The organism is Syntrophotaleaceae bacterium (assembly GCA_041390365.1).
Classification (GTDB): domain Bacteria; phylum Desulfobacterota; class Desulfuromonadia; order Desulfuromonadales; family Syntrophotaleaceae; genus JAWKQB01.
In genome coordinates, this window is record JAWKQB010000002.1 from 293725 (window position 1) to 314266 (window position 20542).

Annotated in this window: 20 protein-coding genes; 12 read left to right on the forward strand and 8 right to left on the reverse strand. The window is 58.0% G+C overall.

From position 1 onward, the window contains the following. Positions 1 to 87: 87 nt before the first annotated feature. Genes R2940_08660 through R2940_08670 form a run of 3 tightly spaced genes read left to right on the forward strand, consistent with a single transcriptional unit; the run spans position 88 to position 3758 of the window. On the forward strand, positions 88 to 2232 hold the full coding sequence (locus R2940_08660; protein MEZ4599846.1) for a cation:proton antiporter: 2145 nt from the start codon (positions 88 to 90) through the stop codon (positions 2230 to 2232). Between the two features lie 30 nt (positions 2233 to 2262). Further along, positions 2263 to 3249 (forward strand): universal stress protein, encoded by a 987-nt coding sequence (locus tag R2940_08665; GenBank protein MEZ4599847.1) that lies wholly within the window; start codon positions 2263 to 2265, stop codon positions 3247 to 3249. 23 nt (positions 3250 to 3272) lie between these two features. Beyond that, positions 3273 to 3758 carry a DUF3124 domain-containing protein gene (locus tag R2940_08670; GenBank protein MEZ4599848.1) on the forward strand — a complete coding sequence of 162 codons (486 nt, stop codon included), beginning with the start codon at positions 3273 to 3275 and terminating at the stop codon, positions 3756 to 3758. 28 nt (positions 3759 to 3786) lie between these two features. On the opposite strand, the gene R2940_08675 is transcribed toward R2940_08670, so the two are convergent. Genes R2940_08675 through R2940_08700 form a run of 6 tightly spaced genes read right to left on the reverse strand, consistent with a single transcriptional unit; the run spans position 3787 to position 9080 of the window. Continuing rightward, the gene (locus R2940_08675) at positions 3787 to 4572 is read right to left on the reverse strand and encodes a UbiA family prenyltransferase (protein ID MEZ4599849.1); all 786 of its coding nucleotides are present in this window, start codon (positions 4570 to 4572) and stop codon (positions 3787 to 3789) included. Positions 4573 to 4580: 8 nt separating this feature from the next. Beyond that, on the reverse strand, positions 4581 to 5513 hold the full coding sequence (coxB, locus tag R2940_08680) for a cytochrome c oxidase subunit II (GenBank protein MEZ4599850.1): 933 nt from the start codon (positions 5511 to 5513) through the stop codon (positions 4581 to 4583). Between the two features lie 9 nt (positions 5514 to 5522). After that, positions 5523 to 5810: a cytochrome C oxidase subunit IV family protein gene (locus R2940_08685; protein MEZ4599851.1), complete on the reverse strand. Its 288-nt coding sequence runs from the start codon at positions 5808 to 5810 to the stop codon at positions 5523 to 5525. Positions 5811 to 5821: 11 nt separating this feature from the next. Further along, positions 5822 to 6424, reverse strand: coding sequence for a cytochrome c oxidase subunit 3 (locus tag R2940_08690; GenBank protein ID MEZ4599852.1), 603 nt, complete (start codon positions 6422 to 6424; stop codon positions 5822 to 5824). Further along, entirely contained in the window at positions 6421 to 8034 is a 1614-nt protein-coding gene (locus R2940_08695; protein ID MEZ4599853.1) for a cbb3-type cytochrome c oxidase subunit I, read from the reverse strand. The genes R2940_08690 and R2940_08695 overlap by 4 nt, the downstream gene beginning before the upstream one ends. A gap of 59 nt (positions 8035 to 8093) precedes the next feature. Beyond that, positions 8094 to 9080, reverse strand: coding sequence for an SCO family protein (locus R2940_08700; protein ID MEZ4599854.1), 987 nt, complete (start codon positions 9078 to 9080; stop codon positions 8094 to 8096). A gap of 347 nt (positions 9081 to 9427) precedes the next feature. Here R2940_08700 and R2940_08705 point away from each other — a divergent pair, with 347 nt between their 5' ends. The 6 genes from R2940_08705 (at position 9428) to R2940_08730 (ending at position 14835) form a co-directional block, all read left to right on the forward strand. Then, positions 9428 to 9619 (forward strand): SlyX family protein, encoded by a 192-nt coding sequence (locus tag R2940_08705; GenBank protein MEZ4599855.1) that lies wholly within the window; start codon positions 9428 to 9430, stop codon positions 9617 to 9619. After that, the gene (locus tag R2940_08710) at positions 9612 to 10121 is read left to right on the forward strand and encodes a rhodanese-like domain-containing protein (protein ID MEZ4599856.1); all 510 of its coding nucleotides are present in this window, start codon (positions 9612 to 9614) and stop codon (positions 10119 to 10121) included. The genes R2940_08705 and R2940_08710 overlap by 8 nt, the downstream gene beginning before the upstream one ends. Next, positions 10118 to 10546, forward strand: coding sequence for a MauE/DoxX family redox-associated membrane protein (locus tag R2940_08715; protein ID MEZ4599857.1), 429 nt, complete (start codon positions 10118 to 10120; stop codon positions 10544 to 10546). Before R2940_08710 ends, R2940_08715 begins: the two co-directional genes overlap by 4 nt. Before the next feature lie 3 nt (positions 10547 to 10549). After that, on the forward strand, positions 10550 to 12130 hold the full coding sequence (locus R2940_08720) for a radical SAM protein (GenBank protein MEZ4599858.1): 1581 nt from the start codon (positions 10550 to 10552) through the stop codon (positions 12128 to 12130). 329 nt (positions 12131 to 12459) lie between these two features. Next, positions 12460 to 13509, forward strand: a complete 1050-nt coding sequence (locus R2940_08725) for a KamA family radical SAM protein (GenBank protein ID MEZ4599859.1) — start codon at positions 12460 to 12462, stop codon at positions 13507 to 13509. A gap of 312 nt (positions 13510 to 13821) precedes the next feature. Further along, a complete protein-coding gene (locus R2940_08730) occupies positions 13822 to 14835 on the forward strand; it encodes an IS110 family transposase (GenBank protein MEZ4599860.1) in 1014 nt (337 codons plus the stop codon). Between the two features lie 71 nt (positions 14836 to 14906). Here the strand turns inward: R2940_08730 and R2940_08735 are convergent, their stop codons facing one another. Then, positions 14907 to 15089: a hypothetical protein gene (locus R2940_08735; protein ID MEZ4599861.1), complete on the reverse strand. Its 183-nt coding sequence runs from the start codon at positions 15087 to 15089 to the stop codon at positions 14907 to 14909. Between the two features lie 141 nt (positions 15090 to 15230). Here R2940_08735 and R2940_08740 point away from each other — a divergent pair, with 141 nt between their 5' ends. Both R2940_08740 and R2940_08745 read left to right on the forward strand, forming a co-directional pair. Then, complete coding sequence (locus R2940_08740; GenBank protein ID MEZ4599862.1) at positions 15231 to 16229, forward strand: methyltransferase; 999 nt, start codon at positions 15231 to 15233, stop codon at positions 16227 to 16229. A gap of 100 nt (positions 16230 to 16329) precedes the next feature. Further along, entirely contained in the window at positions 16330 to 17418 is a 1089-nt protein-coding gene (locus R2940_08745; protein MEZ4599863.1) for a hypothetical protein, read from the forward strand. A 4-nt stretch (positions 17419 to 17422) separates the two neighbouring features. Here R2940_08745 and R2940_08750 read toward each other — a convergent pair whose 3' ends face one another. Then, on the reverse strand, positions 17423 to 17986 hold the full coding sequence (locus R2940_08750; GenBank protein ID MEZ4599864.1) for a nitroreductase: 564 nt from the start codon (positions 17984 to 17986) through the stop codon (positions 17423 to 17425). A 289-nt stretch (positions 17987 to 18275) separates the two neighbouring features. Here R2940_08750 and R2940_08755 point away from each other — a divergent pair, with 289 nt between their 5' ends. Then, positions 18276 to 20507, forward strand: coding sequence for a hypothetical protein (locus R2940_08755; GenBank protein ID MEZ4599865.1), 2232 nt, complete (start codon positions 18276 to 18278; stop codon positions 20505 to 20507). The last annotated feature ends 35 nt before the right edge of the window (positions 20508 to 20542 follow it).

Sequence of the window (20542 nt, forward strand, 5' to 3'; positions counted from 1 at the left end):
CAAAAAATCGGAAGGCGGATAAATTGAAAGCCTTGCGAGGGATCGCTTCAAAAAACAGAAAGAAGTGCAACTGGAGATACGAGTCGAATGACCGGAACTTTTGTGGAAATTGCCGCTATCCTGGGTCTGGCGACAGTGATTGGGATCGTCGGGCAGAAACTGCGGCAGCCCTTGATTATCATGTTTCTGGTGACGGGTATTCTGGCCGGTCCCTCGGTTTTCGGAATCATCCAGAGTTATGAGCAGATTGAGCTTCTGGCCCACATGGGCATAGCCCTCCTGCTGTTCATTGTTGGACTCAAACTCGATCTGCATCTGATTCGAACCACCGGACCTGTCGCTCTGGCGACCGGTCTCGGTCAGATCGTGTTTACTTCGCTGATCGGATTCGTCATCGCCGTGGTTGTCGGGATGTCATATCTGACCGCAGCCTATGTTTCGGTGGCTCTCACCTTTTCCAGCACCATCATCATCGTCAAGCTCCTGTCCGACAAAAAAGAGATCGACTCTCTCCATGGTCAGATTGCTCTCGGCTTTCTGATTGTTCAGGATATCGCCGCCATCCTGGCTCTGGTCGTTTTGACCACCTTTGGAACGACCGTTGCCGGGGAGGCACCCGGATATCTCTCCTTTCTGATCATCGGCGCCAAGGGCCTGGGATTGCTGGTTGTCGTCGCCCTGCTGATGAAATATGTCATCCCGTACCTGACCCAACGTCTTGCCCATTCGCTGGAGCTGTTGACTCTTTTCGCAATCGCATGGGCGGTTCTGCTCGGGGCCGGCAGTGATCTGTTGGGATTCAGCAAGGAGGTTGGGGCATTTCTGGCCGGCATCTCTCTGGCATCCACCACCTTCCGGGAATCCATAGGATCGCGCCTGACCACCCTGAGAGACTTTCTGCTGCTGTTTTTCTTTATCGACCTCGGATCGCGCCTGGAATGGTCGATGGTGGGCTCGCAGTTGGGTGCATCTCTGGTTTTTTCCATCTTTGTGCTCATCGGCAATCCGCTGATTGTCCTGATCATCATGGGATTGATGGGCTACCGCCGGCGCACCGGTTTTCTTGCCGGGCTGACCGTGGCTCAAATCAGCGAGTTTTCGCTGATCGTGGCCGCCCTCGGATTAAGCATCGGCCATATTACGGAGGAGACGGTCGGGCTGATCACCCTGGTGGGAGTGGTGACCATTTTTCTGTCCACCTACATGATCCTCTATTCCGACCCGCTTTACCGTTTCCTGGCCGATCCTCTGAGGATCTTCGAAAGGCGCAATCCTTATCGGGAAGCCGCCATCGATACCCCTCAGGGGACGGGAGCGGTCGATGTCCTCCTGATGGGACTGGGAAATTACGGCAGCGGACTGCTTGAACACCTCCTAAGGCGGGAAAAAAGGGTGGTCGGGTTCGACTTCGATCCAATGGCTCTGGAAAAATGGCGCAAGCGAGGCGTGCCGGTCATTTATGGAGACATGGCGGACCCGGACATGCCCGAACACTTGCCGCTGAACCGGGCGCGGTGGGTCATCAGCACCGTGCGTTCCAAGGAGATGAACCTGGCGCTTATCCGCAATCTCGAGAAAGAGGGCTATGCCGGAAAAGTGGCTTTGACCGCGATCAACCGGCAGGAAGCCGCCGAATTCGAAAAGGCGGGTGCCCACCTGGTGTTTCTGCCTTTTCGAGACGCAACGGAACAGGCGGCCGACGCCCTCACCTATGCCATGGATTTTTTGCCGGAAGACATCGATTTGCCGATCTCGTTTCTCGAGGTGCGGATTCGGTCTGATGCATCGGCGGCCGGCAAGACCGTGCGCGAACTCCCTCTGTCGACATCCGGCGTATCGGTCCTTGCCGTCAGCCGGGGAGGCCGCGCCTATTATGAGCCGGATTCGGAATTCAGGATTTTTCCGGCCGACCGCCTGCTCCTCATGGGGCATCCGGCCGGGCTGAAAGAGGCGGAGCACATGCTCAATCAGCCTGACAAGGAACAACAGGAAGATGCTGACCGGTTTGAAATAGCGGAAATCAAGGTGTCTGAAGGATCGGCGCTTTCAGGCAAATCCCTGGAAGAACTGCAGTTCCGGCAAAGATTTGGCGCCACCCTGGTCAGCATCGGGAGGGACAAGGAACAGGTGACGGCAATCAGTTCCGCTGAGCGTCTGCAGGGTGGTGATCGTCTGATCGTGATTGGCAGATCAGGTGCCGTCAGGCAGTTGAAGGACCAGGCTCCCTTGTAATGGCAACTGGAGTGAACGGGTGAGGTGAGCATGAAACGTTTTAAAAACATCCTTTATGTAAACGAACCGACGGTCGGCCAGTCCTCGACTTTGGCCCGAGCATTTTCGCTGGCGGAACAGAATCAGGCCGATTTGACAATCCTGGATGTCATCCCACCCGGTTTTCTGGAGCGAATCGGTCTGTCTTCGGACGAAACGGTATCCGACGCGCGGCGGAAGGCCGTATTCGACGATCACCGGAAGGATCTGGAATCCCTGGTTCAATCCTTCAGACATAGCCCTGTCCGCCTGGATGTCCTGGTGGGAAGAACCTTCCTGGAGGTGATTCGAACTGTTTTGAAGAACGCCTGCGATCTGGTGATAAAACCGGCGGAAAACCCCACCTGGTCGCAAAGGCTGTTCGGAAGTGACGACCTGCATCTGCTGCGTAAATGCCCCTGTCCGATCTGGCTCATGAAGTCACCGGAAAAGCCGGATTATAAAACCATCCTGGCGGCTGTGGATTTTGATCCGCTGAACCCTGTGGGCTCGGACCGGGACCTCAACCGGGAAATCCTGGAACTGGCCTGCTCGCTCGCCCTTTCCAACTTTGCTTCCTTGCACCTGGTCCATGCGTGGGAACCTTTTGCGGAGAAAACAACACTGTCAAGGGCTGGCGGGTTGGGGGAGGATGTAGGGGGCTACGTTGAGAAGGAGCATGCCCAGCACAGGCAGGGGCTCTACAAGCTGGTTGCCGAGCTCCAGGGCTGGATCGGCAAAGAATCCTATGAATATCTTGCGCCCACCCTTCATCTGATCAAGGGATCACCAAAGAAAATGGTTGCGCAGGTGGCGGAAGAGCTGCAGGCGGATCTGGTGGTTATGGGAACGGTGGCGCGAACGGGGATATCGGGGCTGATCATCGGCAATACCGCAGAAGCCATCCTCGATCAGCTCCGATGCTCGGTCCTTGCCATTAAGCCGCCAGGTTTCCAGACGCCGGTCAGGGTCGATTCAGGAGCTGGAAAAGAACCGTAAATTGTCATGCCGGGGAGTGTGTGATGAGCAACCAGAAAATCTTTTTCAAATTATCCTTCATCCTCTTAACTTTTACTTCTGTAATATTCCAATCGAATTTTCTCGCGGCTGCTGAGGTCTCCCTTTCCAAAGGTCAGACCGTTTATGTTCCGGTCTATTCCAATGTCATTGCCGGCCCCAGGAAAGTACCCGTGCATCTCTCCAACACGGTGATCATACGAAACACGGACATTCACAACGAGATCCAGATTTTGCAGGCGGATTACTATGATACCAAAGGTGAGCTGATCAAAAAATATTTTACCCAGCCGGTTAAACTTGCTCCCCTTCAAACAGAATATCTGTATCTTTCAGATCGGGACGAAAAGGGCGGGGTGGGCGCAAATTTCCTTATTCGCTGGAAGGCTGCCAGGGATGTTAACGTCCCTATCATCGAATGCGTGATGGTTGGGGGCCAGGTGCATGCCTTTGTCAGTCCCTCTCAGGTTATCGAGGAAGAGACGAAATAGAGCCATGTTTTCCTGAATCATTCCGGTTTTATGATGACTCCATTTGCCGGTTTCTGATCTGAATCTTCCTGATCGTCAACCCAGCAGCGACAAGCAATAATAGCATTCCCGTCGGCAGCAGGGGGACCACCTTCAGGGCCGGCAGCAGCAGCGTCCCTGCCAGGAGTGCAAAAATCCAGACCAGGATCAGAGCTCGTGCGTAATTCCGAGGAGCGGTCGGAAGACCGGGGAACAGGTTCGCCCGTTCCAGGTCATCCCGGTTTTCCAGAGCGAACAGCCAGAAATGGGGGATCTGCCAGAGCAGCAGCAGTCCGCAAAGGAGAACCATCCGATAGTCTTCCGGACGTCCTCCGGCACTCAACCAGCCGATGGCCGGCGCCATGCTGCCACAGAGGGCCCCCGGCAGAAGAGCGAGGAAAGACCGTTTTTTCAGCGGGGTATAGAGGGCGTTATAGAAAAGAAGCGCCAGCAGACCCGCGACGGCCGCCTTCCTGTCCAGCAGCAGCAGAATGACTATTCCTCCGCTTCCTGCAATCAATCCCCAGATCAGCGCGACGAACCGATTCATGCGGCCGGAGGCCATAGGCCTCTGGCGGGTGCGCTCCATGAGGGCGTCGCTCTGTCGCTCCTGAAACTGGTTCAGGATCGAACCGGAGGCGGCCAGCAGGAAGACTCCCCATGCCAGCAGGGCCGCCCGGCTGGTCGGGAAGGCGCCGGGAGCGAGAACAAAGCCGGCCAGTGCCGCGCAGGTCACGGCGAGGGCAATGCGGACCCGGATCAACGGTGCCAGAGAGGTTGTGATGAAATTCCCCATCGTATTGCCTATGTTCCGTTACCGGTCTGTTCGGCCAGAAACTCGACCAGGGCATCCAGTTCCTCATCGGAAATCCGGCCCTGATAAGGTGGCATGACCGGAGGATAGCCCTCCACCAGATCGGCTCCCGGCTCCAGAATCGAACGGCGGAGGTAGTCCCTGTCGACTGTCAGTTCCCGTTTCCGGCCGTCGGTGGTGACGGTGACCGTGTGGCCGAACAGGCCCTTGAAAGTGGGGCCGATCATTTTCGTGCCGTCCAGGGAGTGACAGGCATTGCAGCCGTGGCGGGTCAACAGCTCCCTGCCGGGTTCCGCCTCGCCATCGGCCTCTTTCTCCGCCTTCTCCACCAGCCATCGGGAAAAACGTTCCTCGGGCAGGGCTTCCACAACGGTTATCATCGATGAATGGGCCACCCCGCAGTATTCGGCACAGAAAAGATCGTAGGTGTCCGCTCTCGGCGCTTCAAACCAGACATAAGTGGTGAAACCCGGGAGGGCGTCTTTTTTTATCCGGAATGCCGGGATGTACAGACTGTGGACCACGTCCAGCGAGGTGATGGCGAGGCGTATGGGCCGCTTCGCCGGTACCACAAGCCGATTGCTGGTCTTCCCGTTTTCATAGGTAAAGGTCCAATCCCACTTGCGGGCCGTGACCTCGATATCCAGGGCATTTTCCGGCACGTTGAGCAGGGTCAGATAGCCGTTCCAGCCGTACCAGAACATGCCGAGCACGATCAGGGTCGGGATGGTCGTCCAGGTGATTTCCAGCCAGATGTTGTACCGCGGACTGGGCTCGGCGTGGGGGTGCCGGCGCCAATGGTAGCGAACGATAAAATAGATCATGGTCGCGGTGATGCCGATCAGCAGCAGCGCGGAGATGCCGAAGATATAAAGGAAAACCTGGTCGACGGTTTCGATGGTGCTGGGTATTTGGGGGTTCACAATGTTCCCTCAACGGTAAAGGACATCGAAAAACGTTAGGCCGATAAAGATGGCCAGGGTAGCCACTACACCCAGGAAAAACATCTTGAACAGCAGGCTCTCGTATTTCAGGTGCATGAAATAGGCGCTGACCAGGGCCGCCTTGAGGGCGGCGATGCCGAGGGCCACCCAGATATTGAGGGGGCCGAAATCGAGCCTCGAGACGGTCACTGTGACAGCGGTCAATAACAGCAGCGCGATCCAGACGGCAATCAGGCCGCTGAACCCGATGACATGCCGCTCCTGTCCTTCAGTCATGCACTCCCCCATCAAAGCAGCAGATAGTACAAAGGAAAAATGAAAATCCAGACCAAATCCACCAGATGCCAGTAAAGGGCGCAATTTTCCAGCACGATGCTGTTGTCCCGGCTCATGCGATTTTTCCAGAGCAGGCCCCAGCTCCAGATCAGAAGGGCTCCGCCGACCACGACGTGGAGGCCGTGCAGTCCGGTGGTCAGATAATAAAGACCATAGAAGATGTTTTTGCCGTGTGACAGTTCCTGAAAAGGTTCGGTTCCCGGAAACAGGCCGTGAGAATATTTGGCTCGCCATTCAAACCCCTTGTTGACCAGAAAAACCGCCGCCGCCACCACCGTAAATGTCAGAAGCCCCAGGCAGAGCCGGCGCCGGGCCAGCTGCAAAGCGGTCAGGGCCATGGCGGCGGTCAGACTGCTGGTAATCAGGATCAGAGTGTTCGCTGTTCCAAGAACCAGGTCAAGATCCTTGGCGGCCTGGACAAATTCCTCAGGATAGCGGCTCAGATTGACCGCGTACAGGATGAACAGCCCGCCGAACAGCAGCAGCTCCGAAAACAGGAACAGCCACATCCCCATTCTGGCTCCGACAAGGTCACGATGGGCCACATCGTTCATGGACGCCCTGCCTTGTCGATTTCATATGGACCGTGGGTCACTACGGGAATTTTTTCAAAATTCTCCGTCGGGGGAGGCGAGGTGGTGAGCCATTCCAGTGTCGCCGCCCGCCAGGGGTTGTTGCCCACCAGGGGACCTTTACGCATGCCGCGGTACAAATTGAAGAACATCAACAGCAGGCCGGCTGCCAGAATCCAGGAGCCCACCGTCGAGATCGCATTGAGATTCTGGAATTCGGGCAGATAGTCGTAATAGCGTCTCGGCATCCCCCTCAGACCCACGATTTTCATCGAAAAATAGAGAATGTTGAACCCGATGAACAGGAGTGCCCAGGCAACGGTGGCCACTTTGTGGTTATACATCCGGCCGTAGACCTTGGGCAGCCAGTAGTGCAGCGCGCCGAAAAAGGCGAAGCCGGTGCCGCCGAACATGGTGTAATGAAAATGCCCGACCACGAAATGGGTGTCGTGAACATGAATGTTGGTGGCGGCGGAACCGAGGATCAGGCCGGTGAGCCCGCCGATGGAAAACAGGAACACGAAGGTCAGGGCATGAAGCATCGGCGGCGCCAGCGAAATGGATCCCTTGTACAGCGTCGCCACCCAGTTGAAGACCTTGACCGCCGACGGTATGGCAACCACGAAGGTCAGCAGGGAAAAGACCAGGATCGCCGTGTCGCTCATGCCGCTGACGAACATGTGATGGCCCCAGACCAGGGAACCGGCGGCGGCGATGGCCAGGCTTGCGATGGCCACGGCCCAGTAGCCGAAGATCGGTTTGCGGGCAAAGACCGGCAGGATTTCCGATACGACCCCCATGCCCGGCAGGACCATGATGTAAACTGCCGGATGGGAGTAGATCCAGAACAGATGCTGGTACATGATTGGATCGCCGCCCCGTGCCGGATCGAACAACCCCAGGCCGATGATGCGCTCGACCAGAATCAGGACCAGGGTGATGCCGAGAATCGGGGTGGCCAGGATCTGCACCCAGGCGGTGGAGTACAGGGCCCAAAGGAACAGTGTCAGGCGGGACCAGCCGAGGCCCGGAGCTCGCAGGCGGTGAATGGTGGTGACGAAGTTGATGCCCGTGAGAATCGAGGAAAAGCCGATGATGAATACGGCGAAAACCGCCAGGGAGACGTTGGTCGGAGTTTCGGCACTGAAGGGCAGGTAGAAGGTCCATCCGGTGTCGGGCGGCCCGCTGCCGCTGAACAGGGAGGCGATGGCCAATCCCGCGCCGAGAATGTAGAGCCACCAGGAAAGGAGGTTCAGACGGGGAAACGCCACATCCCGGGCGCCGATCTGCAATGGCAGCATAAGGTTGCCGAAGGCTCCCGGTAGGCCGGGGATGATGAACAGGAAGATCATGATCACCCCGTGCAGGGTGAAGATGACGTTGTAGGTCTGGGCCGTTACGATGGTGGGGCCGGGAGCGATCAGTTCCAGGCGCATCAATACGCCGAGGGTGGCCCCCACCAGAAAGAAAGCGATGACCGAATAGAGGTAGAGAAGCCCGATCCGTTTATGATCGGTCGAGAAGATCCAGTCGAAAAGGGCCGGTTGCCGGCCTGAAGGGGCCAAAAACCCCTTGTTTGCGATCGTGCTCATAAAAATCCGTTCCTTGTTTGACGGGGTCGTCGACGATTCCAGCCCGGTTTACATCCGGGTCAAGTTTTTTTCCTTCCGCCCGCGACGAGAAACAGGAGAAAGCCGCCTGCGGTGAGCAGGACGACGATGGCGACGATGCGCAGGTAGTTGAAGACGTACTGCTTTTTCTCCGGATCAAAGCTGAAACAGAAGCTGGCCACCTTGCGGATGGTGGTCCCCACGCGCCCTTCGCCTGCTTCGGTTAGGGCCAGCGTCAGATCCATCGGCAGCATGTGGGTGCCGTGCAGGTAGCGGACGATCTTGCCGCTCTCCGATACGACGAAGATGGCTACGGGATGGATGAAATCATTCCCCTGGCGCTGGAAATGGTAACCGGCGGCATCGGTCAGGCTCCGGATCGCCTGCGGCTCTCCTGTCAAAAACCGCCAGGCGTCCAGCGGGTATGCATCGTTCATAGCGGTCCGGTAGGTTTTTCGGGCCGCCCGGGCAGCCGCCGGAGTGTCCCGTTCATCAAAGCTGACGGAAAGAACCCGGTAGTCCTCCGCCGGTTTCAGTCTGACCTGCGGCAGGGTCCGGGCCAGGTCGGCCTGCAGGAAATTGCACACGTTGGGACAACTGTAATAGACCGGAGCGATGATGGTCGGACCGGTGATCAGATCGCGCAGAACGACCGGATTCCCCTCTTCATCGGTGAATGTCAGATCGAGAGGGATGCTCTCCCCCAGGCGTTCCTGCAAACCGACTTTTGCGTCAGTTGTTGAATCGGGCACAGGATGTACGTGCTCCGCCTGCCCGGTAACCTGGCTGGAGTGGGCGGCGTCATGATCGGAATGATCGGAATGATCGGAATGATCGGAATGATCGGAATGATCGGAATGATCGGAATGATCGGAATGATCGGAATGGGCATGCTTGGCCGCTTCTGGTCGGGTATTTTCTGCTGCCGCCTCAGCTATACCCGTCCGCAGCAGTAAGACGGTCATGAGAAGACCGGTCAGGCACAGAAGAAATGGCAGGCCCAATGATTTTGATTTTAGAAAGCTCATCGGTGAAATTGTTTTCCCTTTTTCTTTTTTGCTGGTCACTCAAGTTTCCGGGTAATCGAAACCGCTCAATCGGGGTCGGGTTCGGTCTCGGGGTCACTATCAAGAATGCACAGTAATCACCGGAAATTATACGGGAAGAGGATGCCTATTGCAATGCAGCGGCCGGTTTTGTGTGTTGTTGGTATCCGAAGCCGTCCCCGACCGCGATACCGACCCCGATACCGATACCGATACCGACAGGGGAAGCTGGATAGTGGAGGGAAATATTGCGCGGGTCTCAAGCTTTTGATAGCATGTGACCTGCTTTGCCACGAAGATTAAATTGAAAAATGGTTCATGGGAGAAACATGCAGGAAATCATCGATCGTCTCACTGAGCTGGAGATTCGTTATTCGCACCAGTTGCGCCTTTTGGAGGAGCTCAACGAGGTGGTGACGGAATGCAACGAACGGATTGCTCTTTTGGAAAGAGACAACCGGATGCTGCAGGAAATGCTCAGGGCTCTTGCTCCGGATTCGACGGAATCCCCCGATGAATAGCACGTGGTTGAAATTCGACTGGCGTCCGGTGGTCCGCAACGCCCTGCTGATCTCACTGGCAGCCTTCGCGCTTGGCCTGGCCGTGAACGGCAGGTTGCTCTGGCAGGTGTTCAACGGGCGAACGGTCTCCTCGGAAGCCTCCCCGGCCGCCGGGTCCGAAGTGCTGTTGCCGCTGCCGGTGGAACTGGACGAGGTGCGGGAGCTTGTCGGCGGCGAGACCCTGCTGGTGGATGCCCGTACACCGGAGGCCTATCTCGAAGGACATCTTCCGGGCGCCGTGTCCCTGCCGCTGGGCGCCGATGCAAAGCGGTTGAAGGCTTTTCGCCGGGAAGTGCCTCCGGATCGGCCGCTGATCCTCTATTGCAGCGGCTATGGCTGTCCGGATTCCTTTATCCTTGCCGAAGAACTGCTTGCTTCCGGTTATCGGGATGTCCGGGTGTACGAAGGCGGGGTGCCCGAATGGATCGATGCCGGCCTGCCCGTGGAAAAGGGGGAGTTGTGAGGCGATTTTACCCGCTCTTCCCTCATGCCTGCCGCCTCGCTCTGGCCGGCATCTTTCTGTATGCAGGCATCGTCAAGGCCCTGGACGTCACCGCTTTTGCCGGCAGCGTGGCCAATTACAAAATCCTTCCCTATCAGTTGAATTTCCTGGTGGCTGCCGGTTTGCCCTACGTGGAGATGGTCGCGGGTCTGCTGCTGCTCCTTAACCGCCAGGTGCGCCCGGCCACCCTGGTGCTGGGTGCAATGAATACCGTCTTCATCGTGGCCCTGATTTCGGTCATCATCCGTGGACTCGACATCGATTGCGGCTGTTTCCGACCGGCGGGAGAGGGGCATACCACGGCCCAGGCAGCCCTGGTGCGGGACCTGGGGATTATGGTCCTGGCCGTGGTGACCTTTTTCCAGTCCGGGATAAAAGCCACCTGAGGCATGCCGGTTCTGCTGCTGCATCCTCCGGCGGTCAAGCCCGCCGGCCCCCCGTTGGGAATTGCCGTGCTGCTTGGCCATCTGCGCAGTCGCGGGATTTCCGTTTCGGCTATCGATGCCAATCTGCAAGCCTGTCTTTATCTGCTGGAACCCGGCCGCCTGGCGAATCAAGCCGGCCCCGACCCCGGTACTGCCCTTGCAAGGGCCATAAGACATGTCCCCCGGGCCCTGGAACTGCTTCGATCCCCTGCCGCTGCGGCCGCTTTCGCCCGCTACCAGACGGCAGTGGGACATCTCAACACGGCCCTGGGAGTTTATCGGGGCTTTCAGGGTGAGGAGCGACTGACCCTGGGCGATTACAGCCACAGCCGGCTTTCGGCGTTTTCACCAGAGCATCTTGCACGGTTGGCAACAGGCAAGGAATCGACCCTCTTCAGCGCCTATTTTCACGAAAAGCTGCTGCCTGACATTGCCGACAGGAACCCCCGGCTCATCGCCCTTTCGATCAACTATCGGCATCAGGTGCTGCCGGCCTTCGAGCTGGCGGGTCTGCTGCGCCGCCGCTTTCCGGGGGCTCTGCTGGTGGCCGGCGGTGGCCTGCTCACCTCCTGGAAGGCTGTCCTGCTGCAGCGGAATCTGGTTTTGCCCCCCTTCGATCACATCGCGTTCGGTCCCGGTGAAAGCGTCCTTGCCCGACTCGCAATGGACGGGAGAAGGGCCGAACATTTCCTCGAATCCGCTGCGGAACTGGTTTTTCAGCCCGATTTCAGTGGCCTCGATCCCGCGGAATACCTGAATCCCCATCCGATCCTGCCCTTGACCGCCAGTCGGGGATGCTACTGGGAGCGATGCCTTTTCTGTCCGGAAGCGGTGGCTCCAACGCACCCTTTTGCCGCCGCTGAACCTTGCGCCTTTCCCGAGCTGATAATCGGACTTGCCGAACAGTGGCGGACAGGGCACTTCCATCTCACCGACAACGCCCTGCCGATCCCCCATTTGCGGGCCATGGCGTCACGCAAGGAGGAGCTGAAAAATTTTTCCTGGTATGGTTTCGTCCGTTTCGAGCCGGGGCTTGCCGACCCTGCCCTGGCCGCGGATCTCGCCCGCGCCGGGTGCCGTATGTTGCAGCTCGGCCTGGAAAGCGGCTCGCAAGAGGTGCTGGACCGGCTCGGGAAGGGTACCCGGCTGGAGACCGCTGCTGCTGTTCTGCACAACCTGCACGGAGCCGGCATCGCTACCTATGTCTACATCATGCTCGGGACTCCTGAAGAGACGGAGGAGGATCGGCGCCTGACCCTGGCCTTTCTCGAAAAGCACGCCGCAAGCATCGATTTCCTCAACCTGGCGATCATGAACCTGCCCAAGGATTCGGTGCTGCCGGGAGAGGGGTCACTGCCCGATTCCAAGGAGGACTCCCTCGCCCTCTATCGCCCGGTGGACGAAGAAGCCGTCCAGCGCCGCGCCGCACGCCGGTTCCTGCAGCGGGAATTGCTCGCCTCGCCGGCCATCCGCGCCATCGTTCACCGCACCCCGCCGCTGTTCACCTCGAACCATGCGATGTTCTTCGGCCAGAAGCGGGGCTAGTGTCCCGTGCGGGTAGTCGTGTCAAATAATTCTGAGACATTTTTGGTACTGCCAAGGCGTCGCCAATGCAGGCCTAGCCGTGCGCTAAATCAAATTGGCGCAACGCAGGCAGGGCCGAAAAGGGCCAGAATTAGAAGACAGGATTAACCGCACGGAGCACTAGGTGTCCACCAAATTAAAAGTTTCCCTGGGTCTCTGTGTCCTCAAGTGAGCGAAGCGAAGTTGTGGTGAAATGAATTTTTCGGTTTTTCACCCGAGACCAAAAATAGACTTCCAATGCCACTTGTGATAAACCGGCCTCAGATCACTTTGGGAGAATTTATCCATTTATGAACGACTGGCAGCGACAACTCGCAGCGGCTCTCACCGATCCTGCCGAACTGGCAGATCGGTTCGCGATCGATCCGGCGCCTTTGCGGGAAGTGGTGCGGCGCTATCCCATGCGCATCACCTCCTACTATCTCGGTCTGATCGAAGGGCCCGGCGACCCTGTCTGGCGACAGTGCGTGCCCGATGTGCGGGAGCTGGATATCAGCCAGGACATTCCCGATCCTCTCGATGAGGAGCGGTTGTCTCCGGTGCCGCTGGTGGTTCACAGGTATCCAGACCGGGTTCTTCTGCTGGCCAGCGGCGAATGCGCGGTCTACTGCCGGTTCTGCACGCGCAAACGCAAGATCGGGTGTCCCGGCATGGCGGTATCCGAATCGGGTCTGGAAGCTGCACTGGAATACATTGCCCGCAACTCACAGATCAGCGACGTCATCGTTTCCGGGGGCGACCCGCTGCTGCTCGAAGACGACCGGCTGGAAAAGCTCCTGTCCCGCCTGCGGGCTATTCCCCACGTTGAAGTGATCCGCCTCGGCAGCCGGGTTCCCGTCACCCTGCCCGAACGTATCACCGAATCCCTCTGCAGCATGCTCCGACGGCACCATCCCGTCTACCTCAACACTCATTTCAATCACCCCAGGGAGCTGACCCCGGCCGCCGCACAAGCTTGTGGCCGGCTGGCCGACGCCGGTCTGTCTCTCGGCAACCAGACCGTCCTGCTGCAGGGAGTCAACGATTCCGCCGCCGTCATGCGGCAGCTGGTCAAGGGCCTTTTGAAGATGCGGGTGCGGCCCTACTATCTGCATCATATGGACCTTGTCGCCGGCACCGGCCATTTTCGAACCCGTATCGAAACCGGGCTGGACATCATTGCCGCCCTGCGGGGTCCTGTTTCCGGTCTCGCCGTCCCGCATTACGTCATCGATGCACCCGGGGGCAAAGGAAAAATCCCTCTGCAGCCGGAATACCTGATCCGTCTCGGCGATCAGGCGCTACTTCGCACGCCCGGGGGGGAACCCATCGTCTTTCCCAACAGAGCGAGCTCTGATTAACGGATCGCTCTCACCTTAAAGGTAATGCTTTCGGCTTCTTGAAAAAAGAACGCCCCGGGGGAGGGGGGCCGCCGGGACGTAATAAAGGAGATGATATGAAAGAAAGCGGTCGTTGACCGCTCCGGGGGTAAGATAGAGCTTTCCGGAGTAGATAGGCTATAGGCTGGATGTTGTACTGGGGCGTTGACCCTGAAAAGGAGATTAGACTTTGCCTGTAGCTGAAACGTCACCGTGGGGCCTGGACCCTGGATAGGAGGCTGGTGGTCACCGATTCGCATCTACTCCACACAACCAAGAACAGGAGTAGAGACAATGGTTAGATTTATCGGGATTGACCTTCACAAGACGGCATTTACGGTCTGTTTTCTGGAGGGCGAAGAGAAGCGGCTGGAGAGTTACAAGATTGGCGAGATGGATCGGTTTCGGTCGGAGTTGCGCCGGGATGATAAATTGGCGTTGGAGACCACGACCAACACCCGGAGTTTCATCAAACAGATCCGGGATGCGGTGGGCTCAATCCACGTGATCAACACCATGCAGTTCAAGGTGGTCAGCCAGTCGGTCAAGAAAACGGATGCCAACGATGCCGAGACCATGGCGTTTTTCCTGAGCAAGGGGATGCTGCCGGAAGTGCGAATGAAGGACGAACACTACGCAGAGCTTGAGAGTCTGGCCAACACACGGCACAAGCTGGTGCAGTTGCGTACGGCGCTGAAGAACAAGATACACAACATCCTCAACGCCCAGGGAATTGTGACGAAGAAGGAAAGCCTGTCGAGCCGCAAGGGGTTGGAGAAGGTCCTCAATCATCCGATCAGCGCGGTGGCCGCCATCGAACTGGAAGTGATCGTCGAGCAGATCAAGGGGCTTGACGCCGGCATCGCCAGGATCGACCAGGAGCTGGCCGACAAGGGCAAGAAACTCGATGGCCACGAGAACATCACCAGCATCAAGGGGGTGGGCGACAAGGGCGGCGCGATCCTGCTCAGCGTGATTGGCAACATCGAAGACTTTGAGGACGAGAAGAAACTGGCAGCCTACTTCGGCATTGTCCCTCGGGTCAGCAATTCCAACGAGACCAACCGCCAGGGGCGCATCACCAAGCGCGGGAGCAAGTTGGGCCGAACCACGCTGGTGCAGTGCACACTGATAGCGATTCGTTATTCCCCGTACCTGAAAGCGTTTTACGAGAAGCTCAAGGCGAAGAAGGGGTCGGGCAAGGCGATCATCGCCACGGCCAAGAAACTGTTGGGCATCATTTATCTGACACTGAAGAACAAGTGGGTCTTTGAGGACTTTCCGAATTTCGTCCTGAAAGAGAGCTGAAAACAGAACCTTACAACCAAGAAGAGTAGATTTCTTTCATAGGAGGATAGCATGGACAATGCGGTTTACGTTCAGGCCGGAGATACGCCCAACGCCATTAAAGTCTTGATGATCACCTGCTTGCGCTCCTTGAGCACATCTCGATAGTCCTGGCTGTCAGTATTGGAAATTTCCATCCGCAGGTCGCTGAGTTCCACTTCAAGGATGCTGACCAGAATTTCCTTTTCCATCGGGTTCAGTTCGAGCTGGTACATGGAGTGCCTCCCGGTATCGATGCTTGTTTTTCGCGCCCCACTTACTAATATATTAATACACTTTTGAACGGGCGCAACATCGCCCACCAATTGGGACCACACCGACGCTCGGTAAAACTTTTTTCGAAGGGGCAAGGCGGGATGGCCGACCAATCATGGAGTCCGCGGAGCCTGCTGGCGACATCCAATAGCTATTGGCAGACCTGCGTTTTGCATGCCGCGGTCGAGCTCGATCTGTTCACGCCTTTGGATGAAAGGAGCGAGACACCGCAGACTCTTGCCTTGCTGATCGGGGCTGACCGTGATGCCCTGGAAAGGCTCCTCGGTGCCCTTGCTGCGATGAAACTGCTGGTTAAGAAGGGTGATGGCGAGTTTACCTGCCCTCAGAACGTAGCTCAGTTGCTGTCCCGGAGATCCCCTCGCTATCTGGGTCATATCGTACTGCACCATCAGCAGTTGATGGAATCGTGGAAACGGCTGAGCCAGGCGGTGAAAAGCGGCCTGCCGGTCAGACAGCCCTATGCCGGGGATGATCCGGAATGGCGGCGGAACTTTCTGCTCGGCATGTTCGACCTCGCCAGGCTGCTGGCTCCGAAAATGGCCGCAGCGATCGATCTGTCGGACCGACGCAGACTGATCGATCTTGGGGGAGGCCCGGGAACCTGGGCTATTCATTTCTGCCTTGAAAACCCGAAACTTGAAGCGGTTGTCTACGATCTGCCCACGACCCGTCCCTTCGCCGAGGAGACCATCGCCCGCTTCGGTTTGAGCGACCGCATTTCCTTCCAGGCAGGCAACTTCCTCAAAGAAAAAATCCCGGGCAGCTATCACGTTGCCTGGCTTTCCCACATCCTGCATGGGGAAGGACCCGGGGATGTCCGCATCATTCTGGAGCAGGCCGCTTCCGTTCTGGAGCCCGGCGGCCTTCTCCTGATCCATGAATTTGTCCTCGACGACGATCTGGCCGGACCGCTGTTTCCGGCCCTCTTTTCCCTCAACATGCTGCTTGGCACCCGGGAAGGGCGATCCTATTCCGAAACGCAGCTATTCGACTTTCTGCGGTCGGCCGGATTCCGGGATCTGCGCCGTTTGGCCCTCGACCTGCCGGGAGATTCCTCGGTGATCGCTGCCATTTTGTAATCCGGACATCCTCAATCACCCCCTTGGTTTCAACGCGGACCTTCGGCACGATTTTTCCCAAGATGCTAGAATGGGGTGTCTGACGCGAGGGCAGCTATCGATGAAGCGGTTACGAGAGGATCTCCGTCAGGGGGATCACCTGTTGCGCGATCCGGAAGCATCGGCACAGGCCGTCGGTCTGCGCTACATGCATGACGGTCTTTCCGGCATCCGGCGCCGAAGGCACGGAAAAGGGTTCACCTACCTGGATCAGAATGGGCAAACCATCCGCGACAAGCTGATCCTGGAGCGCATCCGCAGCCTGGTCATTCCGCCGGCATGGACCGAGGTCTGGATCAGCCCAACTTCCGATGGTCATCTGCAGGCCACTGGCCGGGACGAACGGGGGCGTAAGCAGTATCTGTATCATCCGGAGTGGGCAGAGTTTCGCAACCGGGTCAAATTCTCCCATATCCTGCAGTTCGCCGATGCCTTGCCCCTGTTGAGGCGCAGGGTGGAGGCGGACCTGCGCCAGCGACGGCCTACCCGGGAGAGAATTCTTGCCGCCGTCATCCGGCTGCTGGAAAAGAGTCTGATTCGGGTCGGCAATGAAGCCTACCGGCGGGAGAACGACTCCTTCGGCCTCACCACCCTCCGGCGTCAGCACGTGGAAGTGACCGCTGCGGAGATCCGCTTCTCCTTCCGGGGAAAATCAGGCAAATGGCATGAGAGAAGCGTGCGGGACCGGCGAGTCGCCGGGGTTTTGCGGAAAATCCTCGAACTGCCCGGGCAGGAGCTGTTCCGCTATCTGGACGACGAGGGGGAGTTGCGTACCGTCGCTTCGGAAGATGTGAACGAATACCTGCAGGCGGCGACCGGTTCGGAATTTACCGCCAAGGACATCCGGACCTGGCATGCCACGGTTGGTGCCGCGGACGCCCTGCGGTCCCTGGGACCGGCAGAATCCGCCTCTCAGGAAAAGAAGAACATAGCTGCGGCCCTGCGCCAGGTGGCCGGACTCCTGGGCAACCGTCCGGCCGCCAGCCGCAAGTACTACATCCACCCGCTAATCCTGCAATCCTATGCGGAGGGGACGCTGCTTCCCGCCCTCGATCTGATCCTGGAAAAAGTCGAAGAAAACCGCCCTCCGGAACTGGACCCCATGGAGACGGCGGTGAAGATTTTCCTCGAATTCCGCCGCTCAATGTAGTGGGTCAGGCAAAGGTAATGTCGAAAGGCTTTCTTCTGGTCGGTTTCTTTCCGGCCCCGTCTGGGTGGCCGAGGATGATCGGAGCCACCAGTTCCCAGCCCTCCGGCACGCCCAGTTCCTTTTTCACCGCGGGATCGGAGAAGAGGTTGTGGGCAAATCCGATCCAGCAGCAGCCGAGACCATCCTCTTCGGCCAGCAGATGCAGATTGTAGGCGACCATGCTGCAGTCATAGACATGCCAGAAGGCCTGGCTGTCACCATAGATGATGATCAAAGCGGGGGCATCGTAGAAGATATTGTAATTCGGATTCTTGAGTTGTTCCTCGTACTGCTGGATGTAGGGGCAGGAGGCCAGCTTGTCCAGCCAGTCCTGCTTGGCGGCATCGGAATAGGCCTTCATTCTGGCTTTGTCGGTGACGACCACGAACCGCCAGGGCTGGTTGTTTGAACCGCTCGGCACCCAGACCGCATCCTGGATCAGCCCGGTAATCTGCTCCCTGGAAAGGGTTTCGTCGGTGAATTTCCTGCAGGTGACCCGCTTCTGAATCAGAGCCCTCAAGCTGTCCATGCATACTCCTCCTTGAAAGAAATTCTGTTGTGTCCGATTCGATGCGACAAAGGATAACCCCTTTAATATTTCGAAATCAATAGAAGGCTGTTCAGATCTTCCGGCTTAAGGAACTCGAATGGGAATCCGAGAGCTTAGGCGTTCCGTCTCAATCCGCCGGCGAAACAACGACCGATTGCGGTCATTTTTGGTGAAATTCACCCATATGGGTGATTTCTCCACGGGCGACTCCTGCTATTAATACCCTGTAGGGAATGGTTTTCAATCAGGACTTGGAGGGGAAGACATCATGCCGAAGAGACTCTCGATCAGCAAACAGATGCAGGCAGCACCTGAGGACAGAACAATAAACTTTTTTTTGCGAGCCGTGCGGACCTTCAGTGCCATCCTATTGGGGTTTGTGCTGACGACGCCGGGAGCGGGGCCGGCGCAGGCCGAAAATCTTGCCCTGAACAAGACAGTTATTCCTTTCACCAACACCGCCCCGGTGGCCGTGTACCACCCGGACAATATTGTGGACGGAGACGATACGACCGTCTGGTACAGTTATCAGGGAATTAACAACCAGGTCTCTTTTGTTCTGGATCTGGGCAGCGAGGAGGAGATCGGGCGTTACCGGTTTATTCCGCTTCAGGCGGCCTCGGTGCTGGTGGAAACATCCCTCGACAACAGCTCCTGGACCGAGCGGTTGAACCAGTCTCTCGCCTTCCCCTTCAACACCGAACTGGAGGTTACGGAGACAGCCCCCTACCTGGCCCGCTATGTCCGTTATACCAGCACGAACAGTCATTTTGCCTATGTCGGCCTGGCAGAGTTCGAAGTCCATCCGCCCACCCCGTCGGTTTCCTTTGCCGGCGGAGACGGATCTGCCGCCGATCCTTTTCAGATAGCCACGGCGGAACAGCTCGATGCGATACGGGATCATCTCGATGCCCATTTCATTCTGCTCAATGATATCGATCTGGATGTCGCGCCCTACAACACGGGAGCCGGGTGGGAGCCGATCGGGAATTATTTCGGTTTCGGCGACCCCGACAACGCGCCCTTCACGGGAAGTCTGGACGGCGCCGGCTACACCATCGACAACCTTTCCATCAGTCGGCCCGATGAAGATTATGTCGGCCTGTTCGGCTGGGCCAGCGGCGCAGTGCTGGAAAATTTGCGCCTGCAGGTGGCGATCACCGGCAAATCGTTTGTTGCCGGCCTGGTTGGCAATATCGAGCCCGGTACCATCACCAATGTTCAGGTCACCGGTACGGTCACGGCCACCGCCAATGCCGTGGGCGGTCTGGCCGGGCGTATCCGAGAAACGGCAGTCGCCGACTGCAGCGCCGATGCGGAAATATCCGGAGGCAGCGACACCTATGGAGGCGGGACCGATGTGGGTGGTATGATCGGCAATGTGCAGAACGACTCGGCTCTCTCCTCCTGTTTTGCCCGAGGTTCGGTCAGCGGCAGATCGATGCGGATCGGCGGGCTGGTCGGCACCCTGTATGCTTCCAGCATGGTCGATTCCTACGCCACGGGAGATGCGGTGGGGCGGGAGTCCGTCGGCGGCCTGGCCGGAGAGCATAGCGGCAGTTCCACGATTTCCCGATCCTTTGCTACGGGTCATGTGACCGCGAACGCCAACGGGAATACCTTCTTTGGCGGCCTGGTGGGGAACAATACCGGTACGGCTCGCATCGCCGATGCCTTTGCCACGGGGCGCGTGGAAGGAGTGGGCGCCTGCGGCGGCCTGGTCGGTCTGAACAATACCAGCGCTTCCATTGCCAGGGCCTATGCGGTCGGCCGGGTTGTCGGCAGTGGGGATTCGGTGGGCGGCCTGGTCGGAGGGAATAGCGGAACGGTCGAGACGTCTTACTACAACAGCGAGACCTCCGGGCAAGTGGATGCAGGCAAAGGCACTCCGGCGACAACGGACGAAATGCGCAAGCAGGCCGCCTTTATCGATTGGGATTTCCCCGGCGTGTGGAAGATCGTCGAGGATCATACCTTCCCCTTCCTGAGCTGGCAGACCTTTTCAACCGTGGCTCCGTCCCTGCTGGCACCCGTTGACGGAGACACCATTGCCGATCTCAACCCGACCCTGGCCTGGCTACCCGCTCCAGGTCCCGATGGAGAGGAAGTCGCTCAGTACCAGGTACAGGTGGCTACCAGCCCGGACTTTGTCGTGGGGCTTCAGCAATTCAGTGTTTCGGCAACCGGGGCTTTACTGCCATCCGGTCTTGGCTTTGCCGCACTGCTTCTGTCCACAGGCACCTTCGTCGGACGGCGCCGCCGGGTGGCGGTTCTGGTGACGGGTGCGGCACTGGTCTTGCTGCTGTTCAACGGTTGCGGCGGCAGTGGAAGCAGCAGCAGTGGACAGGATGGTGAGGAAAGCGACGCCGCCATTAGTCTTGACCTGCAGAACCTGGATGAGGCGACCACCTATTACTGGCGGGTCCGTGCACGTGATAATCAGGGCCAATGGTCCGATTGGAGCACCGAATGGCATTTCGCCACGGGAGGTTCTGAATAGTTTCCGTACCCGCCGCTTTTTCGGAGCCAACCTTC